The following is a 21,033-nucleotide window of genomic DNA, read 5'->3' on the forward strand; positions in this document are numbered from 1 at the left end:
GGCCGGCGGGCGTTCCAGAACGGAACACCCGCGGTGCCTCCGCGGTGCCCACCATCGACGGCCACGCCACCGCCGGCGCGGCGCCCGCCGTCGCTCCGGCCGACCGGAGGAGGACCGCGATGACGACGGCACCACCGACCCGCCCGACGGGTGCGTCCACGGAGTCCGACGCGCTGCGCGCGCTCTACGCCGACTGGTCCGCCGTCATCGCGGCGACCCCGGACCTGACCACGCGGCTGTTCCGCAGCATCTTCGACGAGTGGCACCAGGCCACCCGTGAACCCGAGGACGTGACCTACCGGGAGGAGTCCCTCGGGGGTGTCCCGGGGATCTGGGCGCTGCCGGTCGGGGCGGATCCCGCGCAGGTCCTGCTCTACACCCACGGCGGCGGGTTCGCCGTCGGCTCGGCGTCGAGCCATCGCAAGCTCGCGGGGCACGTCGCGCGGGCCGTCGGCGCCACGGCGTTCGTGGCGGACTACCGTCGCGCGCCGGAGCACCGGCACCCGGCACAGGTGGAGGACACCGTCGCGGTGTTCGAGGCGCTGCTGGCCCGGGGGACCGCCCCCGCGGACGTGACGACCATCGGTGACTCCGCGGGCGGGAACCTGGCGATCGCCACCGTGCTCGCCCTGCGCGACGCGGGCCGGCCGCTGCCGGGCCGGGTCGTCGCGTTCTCGCCGTGGCTGGACATGGAGAACACCGGCGCCACGCTCGTCACCAACGCCGCCTCGGACGCCCTGGTCACGGTGCCCCTGCTGGAGGGGATGATCGCCGGCGTCCTGGGGGAGGGGCACGTCGACCGGCGGGCACCGCTGGCGAACCCGTTGCACGCCGACCTCACCGGCCTCCCCCGGCTCTACGTCGACGCCGGGGGTGCCGAGGCGCTGCTCGACGACGCCGTCCGGCTCGCCGACCGGGCCCGGGCCGCCGGCGTCGACGTGACGCTGTCGGTCGTCGCGGGCATGCAGCACGTCTTCCCGTTCCTCGCCGGCACCGCGCCCGAGGCGGACGAGGAGCTCGCCGCCCTCGCCGCCTGGTACCGCGGCTGACCCCTCGACACCCACCGGGAGCACACCATGACCACGTCCACCACCCCCGATGTCGACGCCGTCGTCGTCGGCGCCGGGTTCGGCGGGATCTACATGCTGCACACGCTGCGGGACCGGCTCGGCCTGAGCGTCCGCGCCTTCGAGAAGGGCGACGGCGTCGGCGGCACCTGGTACTTCAACCGGTACCCCGGCGCGAAGTCCGACACCGAGGGGTTCGTCTACCGCTACTCGTTCGACCGGGACCTGCTGCAGGAATGGAACTGGAGCACCCGCTACCTGGACCAGCCCGATGTCCTGGCCTACCTCGAGCACGTCGTCGACCGGTACGGGCTGCGCCGGGACATCACGCTGGGCACCGAGGTGACCGCCGCGGTCTACGACGAGGACGCCGGTCTCTGGCGGGTGCGCACCTCCGGCGGCGAGACGGTGCGCTGCCGCTACCTGGTCAACGCCCTGGGGTTGCTGGCCCGCAGCAACATCCCCGCCCTCCCCGGGCTGGACACCTTCGCCGGGCGCACCGTCCACACCAACGCCTGGCCCGACGACCTCGACATCACCGGGCGGCGGGTCGGCGTCGTCGGGACCGGCTCGACCGGCGCCCAGTTCATCGTCGCGGCGGCCCCGCGCGCAGCTCACCTCACCGTCTTCCAGCGCAGCCCGCAGTACAACGTGCCCTCCGGCAACCGACCGGTCACCCAGGACGAGGTCGACCGCACCAAGGAGCACTTCCCCGAGATCTGGGACCAGGTGCGCGGTTCGGTCGTGGCGTTCGGGTTCGAGGAGAGCGCCGTCGAGGCGATGAGCGTGTCCGCACAGGAGCGCGAGCGCGTCTTCCAGGAGAACTGGGACGCCGGCAACGGGTTCCGGTTCATGTTCGGCACGTTCTGCGACATCGCGACCGATCCCGAGGCCAACGCCGCGGCCGCCGCGTTCATCCGGCGCAAGATCTCCGAGATCGTCGTGGACCCGGAGACCGCCCGGAAGCTCACACCGACCGACCTCTACGCCAAGCGCCCGATCTGCAACGAGGGGTACTACGAGACCTTCAACCGCGACGACGTCGAGCTGGTCTCGATCCGGGAGAACCCGATCGCGGAGGTCACCCCGGCCGGGGTGCGCACCGCCGACGGGGTCGTGCACGAGCTCGACGTGCTCGTCCTCGCGACCGGTTTCGACGCCGTCGACGGCAACTACCGGGCGATGGACCTGCGCGGCCGCGGAGGCCGCCACATCGACGACCACTGGACCGACGGGCCGTCGAGCTACCTCGGTGTGTCGAAGGCGGGCTTCCCCAACATGTTCATGATCCTCGGGCCGAACGGGCCGTTCACCAACCTGCCGCCGAGCATCGAGGCCCAGGTTGAGTGGATCGGTGAGCTGATCGGGCACGCCGAGCGCAGCGGCATCGGCACGATCGAGCCGACGGCCGAGGCCGAGCAGGGCTGGTCCCGGCTCTGCCGGGAGATCGCCGACGCCACGCTGTTCCCGAAGGCCGACTCGTGGATCTTCGGGGCGAACATCCCCGGCAAGCCGAACGCGGTGATGTTCTACATGGCCGGGCACAAGGCCTACCGTGAGGAGCTGTCCACCGTGGCCCGCGACGGGTACCGCGGGTTCGCGATGCACGGCTCGGGAGGCTCCCGGTGATCGCCACCGGTGAGGGGTCCGGTGCCGGATCCGGCACCGGACCCCGCACACCCGGTGATCACATCTTGCGGAAGTCCCAGCTGGTGATCTTCTCCGGGCGCAGCCGCAGCCACGCGTGCCGTCCGTCGATCACGACCTGGCCGCCGGTGTAGCGGGCGGCGAAGGCCTGCTCGACCCGCTCCAGCTCCGGGTTCGGCTCGCCGGTGCGGGGCACCTCGCCGACGACCTCGACGGAGCCGCGCAGCTCGACCCCGCGCAGCTCGGCGTAGTCGTGCCCGGCGTCGACGACCACGGCGATCCGCGGGTCGCGCTGCAGGTCCACCCAGCGCTGCGAGCGCGAGAGCGAGGTCAGCCAGAGCGCCTCGCCGTCCCACAGGTACCAGAGCGGGGTGGCGTGCAGGCCGTTCACGCCGTTGGTGGCGACCCGGCAGGTGCGCTCGGCGTCGAGGAAGGCGGTGACCTCCTCCGGGGTCATCGCGATCTTCCGGGCGCGGCGCTGCGGCTTCGGTGCGGTCATCGTCCGAACCTAGATCAGACCCCGGCCGGTGCGGGTGGTGCGGCCGGGGAGAGCATCACCACGTGCACGACCTGAGCCCCGCCCTGGAGCAGCTGCTCGCCACCGACCGTCCCACGCCGTACCTGGCGCTGGACCCCTCCGTCGCCGGCGAGCGGTACCGCGCGCTGGCCGCCGCGTTCGGCGACGCCCGGATCCTCTACGCCGTCAAGGCCTGCCCGGAGCCCGCCGTGCTGCGCGTCCTCGTCGCGGCCGGGGCCGGGTTCGACGTCGCCTCCCAGGCCGAGATCGACCTGTGCCTGGCCGCCGGTGCGGACCCGGCGACGCTGCAGCACGGGAACCCGGTGCGTGGCCCCGGTGCCGCCGCCCGGGCCGCCCGCGACGGCGTCACCCGGTTCGTCACCGACAGCGCCGAGGACGTCGACGCCCTCGCCGCCGAGGTCCCCGGCGCCCGGGTGCAGGTCCGGCTCTCGGTCGACGACACCGGCTCGGCGACGCCGTTCCACGGCAAGTTCGGGGCGCCGCCCGACGCCGCCGTCGCGCTGCTGGGGCGGGTCGCCGACCGCGGCCTGGTCGCCGCCGGGGTCACCTTCCACGCGGGCTCCCAGCAGACCCGCCCCGCCACCTACGCCGGGGCCGTCGCGCTCGCGCTGGCGACCGCCGGGCGGGCCGGGCTGCGCCGTCCCGAGCTCGACCTGGGCGGCGGCTGGCCGGTGGCCTACCGCGCCGCCGTCGCCCCCGCGCAGGACTACGTCGCGGCCGTGCGCGCCGCGGTGGCCACGGCCGTCGACGCCGGGCACGTGGACGGCGCGACGCTGCTGCTGGAACCGGGCCGCGCGCTGGTCGCCCCGGCCGGGGTGCTGCGCGCCCGGGTGCTGCGCGTGTCCCGCCGCCCGGGCGTGGACCACCGCCGCTGGGTGTACCTCGACGTCGGCCGCTACCAGGGACTCGCCGAGACCGAGGGTGAGGCGATCGCCTACCCGCTGCGCGTGCCCGGGCGCAGCGGCCCGCCCGGACCGGTCGTCGTCGCGGGCCCCACCTGTGACGGCGACGACGTCCTCTACCGCCGCACCCCGGTCGCGCTGCCGCTGGACCTGGCCGCGGGCGACGTGGTCGACCTGCTCGGGGCCGGCGCCTACACCTCGAGCTACGCCTCGGTCGGGTTCAACGGGTTCGGCCCGCTCGAGGTGCTCGTCGCGGGGGAGGGGGCGTCACTCCCACATCCCGGTTAACGTGTCCGGACGTGTCATCCTCCACCTCGCCGATCATGTCCGTGCCCGCCGCCGCGGCCGGAGAACTGCATCCGGCCGTCGGGCTCGGGACGGGCGCACCCGCGCTGCCCAGCACGTCGTCACCGGTCGGCAGACACGTCCTGGCCGAGCTCGGTGGCATCGCCCCCGAGATCCTCGACGACTGCGACCGCCTGCGCAGCGACCTGACCGCCGCGCTGACCGAGGCCGGGGCCCAGGTCCGCCAGGTGGTCGTCGAACGGTTCGAGCCGCAGGGGGCGACCGTCGTCGCGGTCCTGGCCGAGTCGCACGCCTCGATCCACACCTGGCCCGAGCACGGCGGCATGCACGTCGACGTGTTCACCTGCGGCGAGAGCGCCGACCCGGTCGACGCCGTGCGCCGCCTCGCCGAGCGTGTCGGCGCGACCGACACCGCGCTGCAGGTCGTGGACCGCGGCGGCGCCCCGCGCACCGTCACCGAGCCCCTCTCGCCCGGCCTGACCCGGCGCTGGGACCTCGGCCGGGTCCACCACGTCGCGTACACCGGGTTCCAGCACGTCGTGGTCGCCGACACCGCGCACGGCGTCACCCTCTTCTGCGACGACGAGCGCCAGTCCACCGAGCACACCCAGCTCACCTACCACGAGGCGCTGGTGTGGCCCGGCGCCCTGCTGGCCCGCGAGCTGGACCGGGTGCTGATCGTCGGCTCCTCCGAGGGTGTCGCGTCGGAGATGGCGGTCGCTGCCGGTGCGAGCCGGGTCGACCACGTCGACATCGACACCGAGGCCGTCCGGATCTGCGCCGAGCACCTGCCCTACGGCTACACCCCCGAGTCCCTCGCCGCGGCCGAGCGCGGCGACGGCCCGGTGCACCTGACCTACGGCGACGGTCGGCAGTTCGTCCTGGAATCCGACGAGCACTGGGACCTGGTGGTCGTCGACCTGCCCGACGAGCGCCCCGACGAGCCCGACGCCCAGATCAACCGGCTCTACGAGGAGGACTTCGTCCGCGCCTGCGCGCAGCGGCTCACCCCCGGCGGGGTCCTGGTGTTCCAGGCGGGCAGCCCGGCGGTGTGGCGGGACGCGACGCTGCGCTCGGCCTGGCAGCGCTTCGCCGCGGTGTTCGGCGAGACCGGCGGGCGCGGGGTCTACATCGGCTGCGAGGAGCACGAGTGGGCCTTCCTCGCCGGTGTCCGCGAGCCGATGGACGACCCCGGCGCGGTCGCCGCCGGGCGGCTCGCGTCGATGCCGTCGCAGCCGGAGCTCTGGGACGCGACCGCGCTGCGGCACCGCCTGGTGGCACCGCTGTCGCTGCGCAGGCTCACCGACTGAGCGAGCCCCCGCCCACGGTGCGTGACGGGCCGGGTCGGACCCGGCCCGTCACGTGCGCCGAACGGGGCGTAACCGGTCGGCGACGATGATCGTTGGTCGGTCAGGACCGGCGTGCCCACGCCGGCGACGTCCGACCGGAGGTCCGAGAGCCCGTGCGCCGTGCCCGTCCGTCCCGGTGGCTCGCCGTGGCGACCATGACCCTGCTGAGCTCGGCGGGGATGAGCGCCCTCGCGCCCGCGCAGGCGGAGGCGCCGACCACGTTCGCCGAGACCACGCTGTCCGCGCGCAACCTCGACACCGCCCCGGTCGGGCGCTTCGTCGCCCTGGGCGACTCCTACGCCGCGGGCCCGCTGGTCCCGGTGCAGCAGGGCACGCCGTCCGGGTGCCTGCGCTCGAACCAGAACTACCCGTCGGTGCTCGCCCGCTCGGCCGGCATCGGCCGCTTCACCGACGTGTCCTGCAGCGGCGCGACGACCGAGGACATGACGGCCCCGCAGCAGGTCCAGGCCGGCCCGAACCCGCCGCAGCTCGACGCCCTCGACGGTTCCGAGTCGCTGGTCACCCTGACCATCGGCGGCAACGACATCGGCTTCTCCGGGATCATCAGCGAGTGCGTGCGCCGCTCCTCGGCGAACCTGTTCGGCGCGGCCTGCAAGGACTTCTACACCGCGGGCGGCACCGACCAGCTCGCCGAGCGGATCGACGGCACCGAGTCCAAGGTGGCCGACGTGCTGGCGACGATCCGCGACCGGTCGCCGGCCGCGCGGGTCGCCGTCGTCGGGTACCCGTCGATCCTCCCGGACACCGGTCCCGGCTGCTACCCGGTCATCCCGTTCAGCCCGGGTGACACCGCCTACCTGCGCGAGACCGAGAAGAAGCTCAACGCGATGCTGGCCGACGCCGCCCGCGACGCCGGTGTCGACTACGTCGACACCTACACCCCGACCATCGGCCACGACGCCTGCACGCTGCCCGGCGTGAAGTGGGTCGAGGGCCTGGTTCCGACCTCGCCCGCCGCGCCGGTGCACCCCAACGCCCAGGGGATGCGCGCGATGGCCGCGGCCGCCGGTGACGTGCTCGGCATCCGGGTCGCCCGGCCCACCTCGCAGCCGGTCCCGGGGGCGACCAACCCGGTGCCGACCGCGTCGCTGCCGCCGCAGGCCCGCACCGCGAACTGAGGTAGGGACCTCCGGGTCGCGGTGCGTGTCAGACTCGCACCGTGACGGGGACGGTCGAGCGGGGACGACGTCTGCCGGTGCCGGCCCGGTGGGGCGAGCTGCGGACGTGGGCGGCCGCGGTCGACCCGGGCCACACCCGGCTGCACCTGGCCTCGGTCGCGACCGCGGCGATGCTGCTGGCCGCGGTCGCCGCGAGCGTGCTGCGCGCCCTGACCGGGCAGCCGGTCACGATCGTGCTGTTCTCCGTGGTGCTGGCGATGATCAGCAACCTGGCGGTGAACGAGAACGACCTGCGGCGACGGCGGGTCACCACCGCCCTGATGGTCGTGCCCGCCGCGGCGTCGGCGACGGTGTCCGCGCTGCTGTCGACGGACCGGGTCGCGGCCGACGTCGTGTTCGTCCTGGTCATGATGGTCGCCGTCGCGGTCCGGCGGTACGGGCCGCGCGGGGTTGCGCTCGGCATGGCGGCGTTCATGCCGTTCTTCTTCGTGCAGTTCCTGCACGCCGGCCCCGGCGAGCTGCCGTTCCTGCTGGCCGGGGCGGTGATCGGCATCGGCAGCACCTTCCTGCTGCGCTGCCTGGTGTTCACCCGCCGCTCCGAGGCCGTGCTGGACGCGCTGTTCCGGGCGTTCGAGGCGCGGCTGCACGCGCTGCTGCTCACCGCGGTCGAGGCGGTGGAGACCACCGCCGGTGAGCCCGACCTCGACCCGCTGGTGCGTGCCCAGGCCCGGCTCAACGAGACCGCGCTGCTGGTGACCGACCGGCTCGACGACACCGACGACGACACCGACGACGGCCCCGACGGCGCGGCCGGCCCCGTCGCGGGCCTGCGGCAGTGGATCATCGACTCCGAGCTCGCCGCCGAACGGGTCGCCATGTCGGTCCGCCGGTCGGTCGAGCACCACGACCCGATCCCCGACGACGACCGCGCCGAACTGGCCGAGGGGCTGCGGGCCCTCGCCGCGGCCACCGCCGTCGGGACGCCCGGCGCGATCGCCGCCCGCCTCTACGACGCCGCACGGTCCGCCGTCGCCGACATCGTGGACCGGCCGGCCGGGGTCGGGCCCGCCGCGCGCGAGCAGCGCATCGGGTTCGCCGTCGTCCGGCTCGCCGACGCGATGCAGACCACCGTAGAGCAGGCCCGTCTGCGGATCGCCGAGCACCACGACACCGACCGGGAGACCGCGGGCGGCGACCCGGCACCCGAGCCCGTCCCCGCACAGCTGCCGCCGCCGGCGGGCCGGGACCGGTTCGGCGGGCTCGCGCTGCACACCCGCCAGGCCGTGCAGGTCGGCGTCGCCACCAGCCTCGCGATCGTCGTCGGCGAGCTGGTCTCCCCGGCGCGCTGGTACTGGGCGGTGATCGCCGCGTTCGTGGTGTTCGCCGGCACCGCCAGCCGCGGCGACGTCCTGAGCCGCGGCTGGGCCCGCGCGGTCGGCACCGCGGGTGGGGTCGTGGCGGGGATGCTGCTGGCGCTGCTGGTGGGCGGCAACGTCGTCGCCAGCCTGGCGCTGCTGTTCGTCTGCGTGTTCCTCGCCCTGTACCTGGTGCGGATCTCGCAGGCGATGATGGCGTTCTGGATCACCGCGGTGCTGGCCCTGCTCTACGGCGTGATCGGCCAGTTCAGCGTGCAGACCCTGGTGCTGCGGGTCGAGGAGACCGTCGTCGGCGGCGCGCTGGGCATGCTCGCCGCCTACCTGGTCCTGCCCACCCGGTCGCGCACGGCCTTCGCCGAGGCCCTCGACGACGCCCTCACCGCCGTCGACGTCTCCCTGCGCACCTCGGTCGACGCGGCGCTGGGCCGCCCCGGCGCCGGTGACCCGCTGGAGAAGGCCCGCGCCGTGGACACCGCGGTGGCCACCGTGCGGACCCGCGCGGTGCCGCTGCAGCACCCCGTCGCCCGCAGGCCGCTGCGCCGCGGGGTGCACCACACCGTGCGGGTCGTCGGCGCCGTCGACCACTACACCCGCCAGCTCGCCGCCCAGGCCGCGACCGCGTCGGTGCCCGGCTGGGCCGCGACCCTGGAGCCCGCGGCCGAGCGGGTCCGCGCCGACCTCGACGGCCTGCGCCGCATCCTCGACGACGCCTGGGGCCCCGCCGACCGGCGTGAGCACCCGAGTGGCGCGGGCCCCGCCGACTACGGCGTCGGCTCCGCGGAGGAGCTGCTCGACGCCGCCGAGGCGGACGCGGCGTCACGGACCGCCGCCGGTCCCGGTACCGAGCGGACGCGCCGGCTGACCGCGGCGCGGCTGCTCCGCCGGATCGACCAGCTCGCCGTCGGCCTGGCCCGGGAGCTGTGCGGGCAGACCTGGAGCGAGCCCGCCCCCGCCGCGCGCGGCGCCGGTCACGCGGACGGGTCCGGGGCCGCGGCGGCGGGTTAGGGTCCGGCCGTGATCTCCGTGAGCACCCACGACGACGTCGGTCTGATCGAGCTGAACCGCCCCGAGCGCCGCAACGCCCTGGACATCGCGACCTGCCGGCAGCTGGTCGACGCCGCGGCCGAGGTCCGCGCGGCCGGCGCGCGGGCGGTGGTCGTCGCCGGGAACGGGCCGGCGTTCTGCTCCGGCGCCGACTTCGGCGAGGTCTACACCGACGAGTTCCTCGACGCGCTCTACACCGGGCTGCACGCGGTCGCCGACCTGCCGATGCCGACCGTGGCCGCGGTGACCGGGCCCGCGATCGGCGGCGGGCTGCAGCTGGCCCTGGCCTGCGACCTGCGGGTCGCCGCCCCGGAGGCGGTGTTCGGGCTGCCGACCGCGCGGCTCGGTCTGGCCGTGGACCCGTGGACGATCGAGCGCCTGGTGCAGATCGCCGGCGGCGGCACGGCCCGCAGCCTGTTGCTGGCCTGCGCCACCGTCGACGCCGTCACCGCCCACGCCCGCGGTCTCGCCGACACCCTCGGCGACCGCGACGCCGCACACGCCCTGGCCCGTGACATCGCGACCATGGCCCCCCTGACCCTGGCCTACAACAAGCGTTCGGTGGACGCGTTCGGCCGTGGCGGCCATACCGACCCGGCGGTGGTCGACGGCCTCACCGCGGAGTTCCGCGGATGCTGGGCCGCGGAGGACATCGCCGAGGGGCGCGCCGCCCGCACCGAGAAGCGCGCACCGGTGTTCCGGGGCCGCTGACCGCGGGACCGGACGACGCAGCGACCGTCCGACGCTTCTCGTGCACCGCCGATCGGCGGTGTCGAACTCGCCCGTTCAGCTCAAGATCATGTTGGGCTACCGTGGGGAACCAGCCGGTCGCACTGTGCTTCCGGTCGGTCCCGACGGGCCGGGGACGTGGGGCGTGCGCCCGGCGGAGGGGCGGACGGATGCGGGCACGGGGACGGAGCCGGACCGCCGGGCTCCTCGCGGTGGGCGTCGCCCTGACCGGGGCCCTGACCGCCGGGCTCCTGGCGGGCCCCGCCCTGGCCGAGCCGTCGGAGCAGCCCGATCCCACCGACCGGCAGGTCGCCACCGGCGAGCTCGTCCCGGGCACACCGTGCACCTCCTCGGCGCGGGCCTGTGTGGATCTGGAGAGCCGCTCCACCTGGCTGTTCGACGCCGGTCGGGTCGTCGCCGGACCGGTCGCGATGCGCCCCGGCGACCCGGAGGCCCCGACGCCGACCGGGACCTTCGCCGTGCAGTGGAAGGCCGAGCAGTGGACCAGCCGGGAGCGGCTGACCCAGATGCCGTGGTCGGTGTTCTTCGCCCAGGGCGGTATCGCCTTCCACCAGGGCGACCTCTCGACCCCGTCGGCCGGCTGCGTGAAGCTCGCCGAGACCGATGCGCGCCAGTGGTTCGACCACCTGCAGGTCGGCGACCAGGTGCAGATCCACTGAGCCGCACCGCGGGTGTGAGCCATCTCCCGCAGGGGTTCTACGCGCAGTAGAAAGGTTCGCGTAGGATGACCTTCGTGACGAGTCTGGGCGAGTTGGAGCGGGCGGTCATGAACGTCCTCTGGGAGACCGACCGGGACATGACCGCCCGTGAGGTGCAGGACCAGCTCGCCGACCGCGACCTGGCCACGACGACCGTGCTCACCGTCCTCGGCCGGCTCGAGCGCAAGCAGCTGGTCCGGCGGATCCGCGACGGCCGCGCCCACCACTACCGCCCGGTGGCCAGCCGGGAGGACCACGTGGCCGAGCTGATGACCGACGCGCTCGACGACGCGTCAGACCGGGGTGCCGCCCTCGCGCGGTTCCTCGGCTCGATGTCGGAGGATGAGCGGTCGCGGTTGCGCGACCTGCTCGGCTGAGCCGCCGGCGTTCCACGAGCCCGTCCGGTCGCGGGGGTGATGCAGCGCCGCGCCGCGCGCTCCGCGACGATGTGAGGCGATGCAGCTGACCGCGCTCGGACTCGGACTGCTCGGCGTACTGCTCGCCGAGCCGGTCAGTCGTGCCCTGGCCCGGGCGCGCTGGCCCGGCCGCGACCCCGTCGGAGCGCTGCTGCTGTGGCAGGCCGTCGGGCTCGGCGGCGGGATCTCGCTGTTCGGTGCGGGGCTGGCCTACGGGCTCGCGCCGATGGGGCACAGCCTGCCCACCGCGGCGGCGGCGCTGTCGGCATCGGTGGCGGCGGGCGAGTGGCCGGACCGGATGGACCCGCTGCACGTGGGTGCCCTGTTGATCGCGCTCGGGGTGCTGGTGCGGCTGCTGTCGGTCCTGGTGATCACCACGGTGCGGACGCTGCGGGCCCGCCGTCGCCACCGCGACCTGCTCGACGTGCTCGCCACGCCGTGGCCGCACGCCTCCGGTACCCGTGTCCTCGACCATCCCGTCCCGGTCGCCTACTGCCTGCCCGGGCGCAGCTCCCGGCTCGTGGTGTCGGCGGGGGTCCTGGACACCCTCGACACCGCCGGGGTCGTCGCGGTGCTGGCCCACGAGCGGGCGCACCTGCGTGAGCGGCACGACCTGGTCGTGCTCCCCTTCGTCGCGTGGGGGGCGACGGCGCCGTTCGTGCGCGGCATGGTGCACGCCCAGCTCGCGGTGGCCCGGCTGATCGAGATGCGGGCCGACGACGTCGCCCGCAGGCTGTGCGACCCCACCGAGCTGGCGACCGCGCTCAAGGCCGTCGGCGGGTCCGCGCCGGCGGCGGCGCTGTCGTCGTTCACCGACGCGCTGGAGGCCCGCATCGACCGGATCACCGCCCCGCCCCCCGCGCTGCCCCGCGTCGTGCACGGGCTGATCCGGCTGGTCGCCCTCGCGCTGGTCGCGGTGCCGGTGTGGCTGCTGGTCGCCCCGTGAGCACTCCGGCGCCCGGCCCGGTCCGTGCGTTCCCCGGGGCGGAGGCGCTGCTGCGGGTGCACGCGGCGTCGCTGCCCCAGCCCGACCAGCTGGCCGGGCCGTTCGTCGCCCGGCTGCTTGTGGCCGCGCTGTCGTCGCTGCCGGCACCGACGGTGGCCGCCTTCGCGCACGCGGCGGGCACCCGGGTGCGGGCCGGCGACGACGTGTCGTCGCGGCCGCCCGGGGCGCCGGCGGACACCGGCTACCTGCGTGGCCTGCCGGTCGCCGCGGACGACGAGCGGGCGGGCACCCCGGTGGCCGGTCTCGGTCGTGCGGTCGAGGAGTTCTCCGGGGAGTCGCTCGCCGCGGTCCCGGCCACGGGGGACTGGACCGCTGCGCGCCTGACCGCGCTGCTCGACGCCGTCACCGCCGTCACCCCCGACGGCCCGGTCGGCGTGCTGGCCGCGCTGCGGACCGGGGAGCTGGTCGCCGCGGCCACCCCGGCCGCCGACCTCGACGCCGGGGGCCGGCCGGGGCCGGACTGGTCGGTCGCGCACGTCGTCGCGCTGTGGGGGCGCCGGGACGGGCCGGGCGGGCCGCTGCTCGCCGTCGCCGACACCTACCCGCAGCTCGGCTCGCCGGACCTCGGGCCGGGGCTGCACCTGCAGCCGACCGACCGGGTCGCGGTCGCGCTGGGCCCCGGCGGCGGCCTGGTCCTGGTCGGGCCGGACCGGCGCCGCGACGCGCTGACCGCGGCCGTCGGGGCCGCCGGGCTGTCCCCGTGCTGGTGGGACGACCCGGCCTGACCTCAGGCGCCGTGCGTCTCGAACAGGGAGGGGCCGCCGCGGTCCTCGGCGAGCAGCGCCCGGGTGGCGGCGACGTTGCGGACCCGCGCGGCCTCCAGCGACGCCGGGCTGCGCCGGACCCACCGGCGCTGCACCGCGACCACCCGCCCCAGGACGGCGACGGCCACCTCCCAGCCGGGGCTGCGCCGCAGGCCCAGCCCGGTGGTCACCGCGGCGCCGTGGAAGCGCCGGGCCAGCGCCTGCAGCAGACGGCGTCCCTGCGGCACGGGCAGACGCAGCGGCTGCACGAGCAGCGCGGCGACGGCCCCGATCAGCGCCCCGGCCAGCGCGCGTGACTCGGATGCCGGCGGTCCGGTGACGGCGGTGACCAGCGCGTCGAGCTCCTCGGCGTCGGCGTGCGAGGCGACGTCGCGGACCAGCTCGGGATCGATGCCGAGCTGGTGGGCCAGCAGCTGCCAGCAGGCGTAGACCTCGGTGGTCTCGGCGGGGGTGAGCCCGAACCCGATCGTCGCCTCGGCCCGCATCGAGACGAGGGTGAAGTCCAGCCAGGTCCGGACCAGGTCGACCTGGTTGACCGGGGTGCCGTGCACGGCCTCGTCGAGGCCGCGGTCGCGGGCGAGCACGCGCATGTGGGCGTGCAGCATGCGGACCTGCAGGGTGCCGACGTAGCCGGGGCTGCCCGGGCGCATGCCGCCGGGCAGGGTGGCGGCGAGCAGCCAGGTGCCGGTCTCGGTGAGGCGGCGCTCGGCGGACTCCACCAGCCGTCCGGTGGTGCCGAGCAGCACCGCGATCGACGGGGAGCCGTAGGTGCGCAGCAGCGCCCCGGCCGACAGGGACAGGGTGTGCACCGCGGGCGGTGCGGTGAACATGGGCCGGATCCCGGTGTCGAGGATCGCGGGGTCGGTGCCCGCGGGCACCGACTCGGCCGAGGTGAGCAGGGCCGCGACGGCGGGGGAGGGCCCGGTCAGCGAGGCGAGCCCGTCGCGGATGCCGCGCTGCAGCGCCGCGGTGAGCGCACGGCCGCCCTCGCGGCCCGCGGCGCGGATCTCGGCGACCACGGCGTCGGCGAGCGGGTCGCCCGCGGTCCGGGCGCGCACCGCGAGGTCTGCCCGCCGGGGCCCGAAACGGGCGGCGAGGGCATCGCGGTCGGGCGCACCGGGGGGTCGGGTGGCGGTCACGGGAACCGGTCCTCCTGGGTCTCGTGCGGGGTCTCCTGCGGGACGGCGCGGTCGTCGTGGGTGGTGAGCCCGGCTCCGGCGAGCAGCCGGGCCATCCGGGCCCGCAGCTCGGGCTCGCCCGGTGGGACGGGGCCGAACACGGCCAGCGCGGACAGCCCGAAGACCCCGGCGAACAGCTCGCGGGCCCGTTCCCGGTTCCCGACGTGGTCCTGGATGAGGTCGACCAGCGCCGCGTCGGGTTCCGCGGCGGCCGGGCCGGTGGCGGTGCCGCCGTGACCCCGGGCGACGCGGACGCGCAGCTCCAGCATCGTCAGGAACACCGGGCGGCGGGGGCCGAGCAGGTCGACCAGGTAGGCGGTGCAGGCGTCGAGCAGCGTCAGGTCCCCGGAGCGGGCCCGGCGGGTCAGCTCGCCCAGCCGTGCGACGGCGTCGTGCTCCAGCTCGACGGCGACCGCCTCCAGCAGCGCGTCGACGGTGCCGAAGTGGTAGGTCGCCGACGCGGCCGAGACACCGGCCCGGTCCGCGACCTGGCGCAGCGTCAGCCGGTCGAAGCCGTGCGCGGTGACGACGTCGACGGCGGCCCGCACCAGCGCACGACGGGTGTCGGCGCCGCGTCGTCGTCGCCCGTCGGGGGTGGGATCGGCCATACCCGACAAACTATCTGTACAACCAGACAGATTCCAGGTCCGGTCCGCGGAACACGGTTCCGCGACGACGCGCTGCAGTCCGGAACCGGGCGTAGCGTGGAGATCGTGCCCGTCACACCTGACCTTCCCCGTACCGTCGGTGCGCTGCGTGCGTCCGGTCATGTACAGCGCCCCGTGAAGCACGAGATCCGCGACAACCTCCTGGTGGCCCTGCGCGAGGGCCGCGACCCCTGGCCCGGCATCGTCGGCTTCGACGACACCGTCGTCCCGCAGCTCGAGCGGGCCCTCATCGCCGGTCACGACCTCGTCCTGCTCGGTGAGCGGGGCCAGGGCAAGACCCGCCTGCTGCGGTCGCTGGCCGGCCTGCTCGACGAGTGGACCCCCGTCATCGAGGGCTCCGAGATCGGCGAGCACCCCTACGAGCCGATCGTGCCCGCCTCGATCCGGCGCGCCGCCGAGCTCGGCGACGACCTGCCGGTCGCCTGGGTGCACCGCGACCACCGCTACACCGAGAAGCTCGCGACGCCCGACACCTCGGTCGCCGACCTGATCGGCGACGTCGACCCGGTCAAGGTCGCCGAGGGCCGCTCGCTGGGCGACCCCGAGACCATCCACTTCGGGCTCGTCCCGCGGTCCCACCGCGGCATCGTCGCCATCAACGAGCTGCCCGACCTGGCCGAACGCATCCAGGTCGCACTGCTCAACGTGATGGAGGAGCGCGACATCCAGGTCCGCGGCTACACGCTGCGGCTGCCACTGGACGTGCTGCTCGTGGCCAGCGCGAACCCCGAGGACTACACCAACCGCGGGCGGATCATCACCCCGCTCAAGGACCGGTTTGGCGCCGAGGTCCGCACCCACTACCCGCTGGAGCTGGCCCCCGAGGTCGAGCTCGTCGCGCAGGAGGCCGACCTCGTCGCCGAGGTGCCGCGGCACCTGCTCGAGGTCGTCGCCCGGTTCACCCGGCACCTGCGCGACTCGTCCGCGGTCGACCAGGGGTCCGGCGTCTCGGCCCGGTTCGCCGTGGCCGCGGCCGAGACCGTCGCCGCCGCGGCGTTGCGCCGTGCCGCGCTGACCGGCGAGGAGACCCCCTACGCCCGGCCCGTCGACCTCGAGTCGGTCCCCGCGGTGCTCCGCGGCAAGATCGAGTTCGCGTCGGGGGAGGAGGGTCGCGAGGACGAGGTGCTCGAGCACCTGCTGCGCCGCGCGACCGCCGACACCGCCCGGTTCGCGCTGCGCGGGGTCGACCTCGACGAGCTGGCCGTCGCGGTCTCGACCCGCCCGGTCCGGACCGGCGAGCGGATCCCGGCGCAGGACGTCGTCGCCGCGCTGCCACAGGTCGACGCCCTCACCGAGATCGCCGCGAAGCTCGGCGCCGCGGGCACCGAGGACCCGGGCCCGATGGCCTCGGCCGCGGAGCTGGCGCTGGAGTACCTGTTCCTGACCCGCAAGCTGGCCAAGGACTCCTCCGACGACGGTGACACGGTGTCGTATGGCTGATCCCAGGCGTCGTCGCCGCCGGTACGCCTACGGCCCCTACGCGGGCGGGCCCGACCCGCTGGCGCCGCCGTACGACATCCGGGCGGCGATGGACCAGATCGGCCGCGACGTCATGGAGGGCTCCTCGCCGCGCCAGGCGCTGCAGGAGCTGCTCCGTCGCGGCCTCGACGGGCGGCGCGGCCTCGACGACCTCACCCGCCGGGTGTGGGAGCGGCGCCGGGACCTGCAGCGCGACAACCGCATCGACGGGACGCTGCAGGAGGTCCGTGAGCTGCTGCAACGGGCGCTGGACGCCGAGCGCGAGGCGCTGGGCAACGAGGACTCCGACGACGCGCGGTTCCGCGAGATGCAGCTCGACGCCCTGCCGCCCGACACCGGCGGCTCGGTGCGGGAGCTGAACTCCTACGACTGGCGGTCCTCCGACGCCCGCGAGGCCTACCAGGAGATCCGCGACCTGCTCGGCCGGGAGCTGCTCGACCAGCGCTTCGAGGGCATGAAGCAGGCCATGCAGAACGCCACGCCGGAGGACGTCGAGCGGATCAACGCCATGCTCGACGACCTCAACGACCTGCTCGACCGGCACGCACGCGGCGAGGACACCACCGAGCAGTTCGCCGAGTTCATGGGCAAGCACGGCGAGCACTTCCCGGAGAACCCACAGAACACCGAGGAGCTGGTCGACGCGCTCGCCGCCCGGTCCGCCGCGGCCCAGCGGATGATGAACTCGATGTCGGCCGAGCAGCGCGCCGAGCTGGCCGAACTGGCCCAGCAGGCGTTCGGCGACCCGCGGCTGTCGCAGTCGCTGGCCCGGCTCGACGCCCAGCTGCAGGGCCTGCGCCCGGGCGAGGACTGGTCGGGGGAGGGCGACTTCCGCGGCGAGAACCCGATGGGCATGGGCGAGGCGACCCGCGCGATGGAGGAGCTGGGGCAGCTCGACGCCCTGGCCGAACAGCTCGCGCAGAGCTACCCCGGCGCGCGGATGGAGGACATCGACCTCGACGCGCTCACCGAGATGCTCGGCCCGGAGTCCGCCGCCGACGCCCGCACCCTCGCCGAGCTGGAACGCGAGCTGCAGCGCCAGGACCTGTTCCGCCGCGCCCCCGACGGCTCGCTGATGCTCTCGCCCAAGGCGCTGCGGACCCTCGGGCAGTCGGTGCTGCGCGACGTCGCCGACCGGATCTCCGGGCGCCAGGGGCAGCGCGACACCCGGCGCTCCGGTGCCGCCGGCGACGCGACCGGGGCGACCCGGCCGTGGGCCTTCGGTGACACCCAGGCCTGGTCGGTGCCGCGGACCCTGCTCAACGCCCAGCTGCGCCGCGCCGGCGGCGACGACCGGGCACTCGACGTGTCCGACGTCGAGATCGTCGAGACCGAGCAGCGCACCCGTGCCGCGGTGACGCTGCTGGTCGACACGTCGTGGTCGATGGTGGCCGAGGGCAGGTGGGTGCCGATGAAGCGCACCGCGCTGGCACTGCACCAGCTCATCTCCACGCGGTTCCGCGGCGACGACCTGTCGCTGATCACCTTCGGGCGGCACGCTCAGACCGTGGACCTGGCCGAGCTGATCGGGCTGGAGGGCGTGTACATGCAGGGCACCAACCTGCACCACGCCCTGCTCCTGGCCCGGGAACGGCTGGCCCGCCAGCCCGACGCGACGCCGGTCGTCCTGGTGGTGACCGACGGCGAGCCGACCGCGCACCTGGAACCCGACGGCGAGGCGTTCTTCGACTACCCGCCCAGCCCGCACACGCTGCGGGCGACGGTGGACGGCCTGGACCGGCTGATCGGGATGGACGCGGCGTTCACGTTCTTCGTGCTCGGCGACGACCCGGGGCTGCTGTCGTTCGTGAACCGGCTCGCGCGCCGCGCCGGGGGACGGGTGGTGCAGCCCGACCTCGACGGCCTCGGCGCGGAGGTGGTCTCGGACTACCTGCGCCGCCGCACCGGCTGACCGCGTGGCGACCCGTCGCGTGCCGTGGCGCCCCCCGCGTGGGTCGCCGCAGCACGCGAGGGGTCGCTGCAGCACGTGACAGGTCGCGGCGGGCCAGGGCGGGACGCTGCTGGTACCCGGCGGGCCGGTGGGATCAGGCGGGGGCGGGGTGCAGGTGCTCCGCGGCCCAGGCGCGCAGCGTCGTGGGGGTCGTCGACACCGCGTCGCGGCGCTGCTCGGGGACGTACCCGGGGGCCGAGAGACCTTCGGCCATCCCGGCGAGCGCGTCGATCTCCGGTGCCGTCATGCCGAGGCCGGCCAGCATCGACCGGAACCCGTCGCGGGGCAGGTGCGCCGCGCGGACCGGGTGGCCGAGTGTCCCGGTGAGCACTGCTGCGGCGTCGTCGAACGTCAGGTCCGCCGGTCCGTGCACGGCCTGCACCAACCGCCCCGACCACACCGGCCCGAGCAGCCGTACCGCGGCGACGGCGGCGATGTCGGCCGGCGCGACCCACGGCAGGGGGTGGTCGAGCGGCCACGGCGTCGACAGCGTCCCGCCGGCGATCTCGTCGGCCGACATCAGCAGGTTCGACATGAAGTAGCCGCACCGCAGGTGCAGCACCGGGGCGCCGGTCGCGTCGAGCGCCTGCTCGGTCGCGGCCAGGCCGTCGATGTCCCCGGCGCCGCGGCGCAGCTCCGCGCCACCGCTGCTCTGCAGCACCGTCGCGCCGATCCCGTTGCGGCGCACGGCCTCCGCGACGACTGCGGCGCAGGCTCCCTGGTGGGCGAGCGGGTCGGTGCCGGGCGGTGCGGGCGGGTTCACCCAGTACAGCCGGTCCGCGCCGAGCGTGGCGCCGACGACGGCGTCGGCATCGGTCTGGTCCGCGACCACCGGCTCGACCAGCCCGGCGAGGTCCGGGGGCAGCCGGGCCGGGTCGCGGAGCAGGGCCACCGGGTGCAGCCCGGCCTGTACGAGCAGGCGCAGCAACCGGGAGCCGACGGTGCCGGTCGGTGTCGTCACCACGATGCGCATGCCCGCACCGTCGCACAGGGGGTCCGACAGCCACACCCGTTCACCGGCGACCACACCTGTCGTACCGGGTGTGGCCGCTGGGCAGGGGGTGTGGACTCAGCCGAGCCAGGGGCGGGCGAGGCGGTTCCAGGTGCCGTCGGTGCGCGCCGTGCGCAGCCAGGTGTTCACCCGCTCGGTGAACGCCGGGTCGCCGGCCGGGGTCAGGTAGGCCTTCTCCGAGTCGGTGAACGGGGCGTCGGGGTGCACCGCGCACAGCACCCCGGGGTGCTGTGCGGCCTGCCAGCGGGTCTCGATCGCGTCGGTGACCATCAGGTCCGCGCGGCCGGCCACTATCTCGTCGAAGATCGTCGAGTTGTCCGGGTGGTCCACGATCGTCGCGCGGGTGAAGGTCGCCCGGGCGAAGCGCTCGTTGGTCCCGCCCGGGTTCACCACGACCCGGACGCCGGGGCGGTCGATGTCGGCGACCGTGCCGTAGCGGGCGACGTCGGGGCAGCGCGCGATCGGCGTCTTGCCGTCGCGCAGGTAGGGCTCGGTGAACACGGCCCGCTCCGCGCGGTCCGGGGTGACCGAGACGCCGCCGACGGCGATGTCGCAGCGCCCGGCGACGACGTCGTCGAGCAGGGTCGCCCAGGTCGTGCGGACCAGCTCCGCGCGAGCACCGAGCTCGGCGGCGAGGTCGCGGGCCATGTCGACGTCGATCCCGGACCAGGTGCCGTCCGCGGCCAGTGCGGTCAGCGGCCGGTAGTCCCCGGTGGAGCAGACCCGCAGCACGTGCGACGACGCGACCCGGTCCAGCGTCGGGGACCCCGGTGCGGCGGGCGAACCGCACCCGGCGACCAGCATCGCGAGCAGCAGGACGATCGGCAGGCGGCGCACGGCCCGGGACCCTAGCCGCCGTTCGGGGGTGTCCACGACTCCGGACGGAGGTCTGCGGTGCGGATGCTGCGGACCAGTGCCTCGGCCGGGTCGCTGTGCCGCCGCCCGTGCGCGAGCACCAGCTCGACCGGGCCCAGCTCGGGCAGCCCGGCACGGTCCCCGACGACCTCCAGCCCGTCGGGGATCAGCGTCGCGGCGTGCGCGAGCACACCCAGCCCGGCGAGGGCGGCGGCCCGCAGGCCGGACAGGCTGCCGCTGGTGCAGGCCATCCGCCACGGCCGCCCGACCGCCTCCAGGGCCCCGACGGCGGCGGTGCGCGACAGGCTCGGCGGGGGATAGGCGACGACCGGTACCGGGTCGCCGGGGCCGAGCGGAAGTCCGGGCGCCCCGACCCAGACGAAGCGGTCGCGGCGGACGACGAGCCGGCCGTCGTCGGGGCCGGGGAGGCGCTTGGCGAACATCAGGTCCAGTTCCCCGGCGTCGAGGCGGTGTTCGAGCCCGCCGGCCAGACCGACGGTCAGCTCCAGGTCGACCTCCGGGTGGCGGCGGCGGAAGTCCGCGAGCACCGCGGGCAGCCGGGTCAGGACCAGGTCCTCCGACACCCCGAACCGCACCCGGCCGTGCACCCGCGACGCCCGGAAGTGCGCCATCGCCCGGTCACCCGCGTCGAGGATGGTGGCGGCGAACTCCAGCATCGCCTCGCCGTCGACGGTGAGCGACACCGAGTGGGTGTCGCGGTCGAGCAGCGGGCGGCCGACCGTCGCCTCCAGGCGCCGCACGTGCTGGCTCACGGTGGACTGGCCGACGCCGAGCGTGGCGGCGGCCCGGGTGAAGCTGCGGGCACGCGCGACGGCGGCGAACGACCGCAGCCGGACGGGGTCGAGCACCCGGTCATCATAGATCGCG

General features: G+C 75.4%; 19 protein-coding genes. 13 read left to right on the forward strand and 6 right to left on the reverse strand.

Features of this window, described 5'->3' with window-relative positions; genetic code table 11:
• Positions 1-44 precede the first annotated feature (44 nt).
• Both AC0GKK_RS01230 and AC0GKK_RS01235 read left to right on the forward strand, forming a co-directional pair.
• Positions 45-1,049: an alpha/beta hydrolase gene (locus AC0GKK_RS01230; RefSeq protein ID WP_476651508.1), complete on the forward strand. Its 1,005-nt coding sequence runs from the start codon at positions 45-47 to the stop codon at positions 1,047-1,049.
• 27 nt (positions 1,050-1,076) lie between these two features.
• On the forward strand, positions 1,077-2,696 hold the full coding sequence (locus AC0GKK_RS01235; RefSeq protein WP_476651507.1) for a flavin-containing monooxygenase: 1,620 nt from the start codon (positions 1,077-1,079) through the stop codon (positions 2,694-2,696).
• Between the two features lie 58 nt (positions 2,697-2,754).
• Here AC0GKK_RS01235 and AC0GKK_RS01240 read toward each other — a convergent pair whose 3' ends face one another.
• Positions 2,755-3,213: a pyridoxamine 5'-phosphate oxidase family protein gene (locus AC0GKK_RS01240; protein WP_489882943.1), complete on the reverse strand. Its 459-nt coding sequence runs from the start codon at positions 3,211-3,213 to the stop codon at positions 2,755-2,757.
• A gap of 71 nt (positions 3,214-3,284) precedes the next feature.
• On the opposite strand from AC0GKK_RS01240, the gene AC0GKK_RS01245 reads away from it, so the two are divergent.
• The 9 genes from AC0GKK_RS01245 to AC0GKK_RS01285 all read left to right on the forward strand — a co-directional run bounded on the left by AC0GKK_RS01245 (position 3,285) and on the right by AC0GKK_RS01285 (position 12,963).
• The gene (locus AC0GKK_RS01245; protein ID WP_489884076.1) at positions 3,285-4,442 is read left to right on the forward strand and encodes a type III PLP-dependent enzyme; all 1,158 of its coding nucleotides are present in this window, start codon (positions 3,285-3,287) and stop codon (positions 4,440-4,442) included.
• An 11-nt stretch (positions 4,443-4,453) separates the two neighbouring features.
• Entirely contained in the window at positions 4,454-5,770 is a 1,317-nt protein-coding gene (speD, locus tag AC0GKK_RS01250) for an adenosylmethionine decarboxylase (protein ID WP_489882944.1), read from the forward strand.
• Between the two features lie 194 nt (positions 5,771-5,964).
• The gene (locus tag AC0GKK_RS01255) at positions 5,965-6,948 is read left to right on the forward strand and encodes an SGNH/GDSL hydrolase family protein (RefSeq protein ID WP_489882945.1); all 984 of its coding nucleotides are present in this window, start codon (positions 5,965-5,967) and stop codon (positions 6,946-6,948) included.
• Between the two features lie 41 nt (positions 6,949-6,989).
• Complete coding sequence (locus AC0GKK_RS01260; RefSeq protein ID WP_476651504.1) at positions 6,990-9,329, forward strand: FUSC family protein; 2,340 nt, start codon at positions 6,990-6,992, stop codon at positions 9,327-9,329.
• A 9-nt stretch (positions 9,330-9,338) separates the two neighbouring features.
• Positions 9,339-10,079, forward strand: a complete 741-nt coding sequence (locus AC0GKK_RS01265) for an enoyl-CoA hydratase (RefSeq protein ID WP_482637548.1) — start codon at positions 9,339-9,341, stop codon at positions 10,077-10,079.
• A gap of 188 nt (positions 10,080-10,267) precedes the next feature.
• Complete coding sequence (locus tag AC0GKK_RS01270) at positions 10,268-10,777, forward strand: L,D-transpeptidase (RefSeq protein WP_482637547.1); 510 nt, start codon at positions 10,268-10,270, stop codon at positions 10,775-10,777.
• Between the two features lie 74 nt (positions 10,778-10,851).
• Positions 10,852-11,193 (forward strand): BlaI/MecI/CopY family transcriptional regulator, encoded by a 342-nt coding sequence (locus AC0GKK_RS01275; protein ID WP_405421806.1) that lies wholly within the window; start codon positions 10,852-10,854, stop codon positions 11,191-11,193.
• A gap of 79 nt (positions 11,194-11,272) precedes the next feature.
• Positions 11,273-12,178, forward strand: coding sequence for a M56 family metallopeptidase (locus AC0GKK_RS01280; RefSeq protein WP_482637546.1), 906 nt, complete (start codon positions 11,273-11,275; stop codon positions 12,176-12,178).
• Positions 12,175-12,963 carry a DUF6885 family protein gene (locus tag AC0GKK_RS01285; protein ID WP_489882946.1) on the forward strand — a complete coding sequence of 263 codons (789 nt, stop codon included), beginning with the start codon at positions 12,175-12,177 and terminating at the stop codon, positions 12,961-12,963. Before AC0GKK_RS01280 ends, AC0GKK_RS01285 begins: the two co-directional genes overlap by 4 nt.
• Positions 12,964-12,965: 2 nt before the next feature.
• On the opposite strand, the gene AC0GKK_RS01290 is transcribed toward AC0GKK_RS01285, so the two are convergent.
• A complete protein-coding gene (locus tag AC0GKK_RS01290) occupies positions 12,966-14,141 on the reverse strand; it encodes an oxygenase MpaB family protein (protein ID WP_489882947.1) in 1,176 nt (391 codons plus the stop codon).
• Positions 14,138-14,788: a TetR/AcrR family transcriptional regulator gene (locus AC0GKK_RS01295; protein ID WP_489882948.1), complete on the reverse strand. Its 651-nt coding sequence runs from the start codon at positions 14,786-14,788 to the stop codon at positions 14,138-14,140. Before AC0GKK_RS01295 ends, AC0GKK_RS01290 begins: the two co-directional genes overlap by 4 nt.
• 105 nt (positions 14,789-14,893) lie before the next feature.
• On the opposite strand from AC0GKK_RS01295, the gene AC0GKK_RS01300 reads away from it, so the two are divergent.
• Positions 14,894-16,288 carry a sigma 54-interacting transcriptional regulator gene (locus AC0GKK_RS01300; protein WP_482637542.1) on the forward strand — a complete coding sequence of 465 codons (1,395 nt, stop codon included), beginning with the start codon at positions 14,894-14,896 and terminating at the stop codon, positions 16,286-16,288.
• Entirely contained in the window at positions 16,281-18,239 is a 1,959-nt protein-coding gene (locus AC0GKK_RS01305) for a vWA domain-containing protein (RefSeq protein ID WP_489882949.1), read from the forward strand. Before AC0GKK_RS01300 ends, AC0GKK_RS01305 begins: the two co-directional genes overlap by 8 nt.
• A gap of 133 nt (positions 18,240-18,372) precedes the next feature.
• Here the strand turns inward: AC0GKK_RS01305 and AC0GKK_RS01310 are convergent, their stop codons facing one another.
• The 3 genes from AC0GKK_RS01310 to AC0GKK_RS01320 form a co-directional block, all read right to left on the reverse strand.
• Positions 18,373-19,251, reverse strand: coding sequence for an NAD(P)H-binding protein (locus AC0GKK_RS01310; protein ID WP_489882950.1), 879 nt, complete (start codon positions 19,249-19,251; stop codon positions 18,373-18,375).
• A 96-nt stretch (positions 19,252-19,347) separates the two neighbouring features.
• The gene (locus tag AC0GKK_RS01315; RefSeq protein ID WP_482637541.1) at positions 19,348-20,127 is read right to left on the reverse strand and encodes a transporter substrate-binding domain-containing protein; all 780 of its coding nucleotides are present in this window, start codon (positions 20,125-20,127) and stop codon (positions 19,348-19,350) included.
• 11 nt (positions 20,128-20,138) lie between these two features.
• Complete coding sequence (locus AC0GKK_RS01320; protein ID WP_489882951.1) at positions 20,139-21,014, reverse strand: LysR family transcriptional regulator; 876 nt, start codon at positions 21,012-21,014, stop codon at positions 20,139-20,141.
• Positions 21,015-21,033: the final 19 nt, after the last annotated feature.

The sequence above is a fragment of the Pseudonocardia sp. P-1 genome (assembly GCF_058111925.1).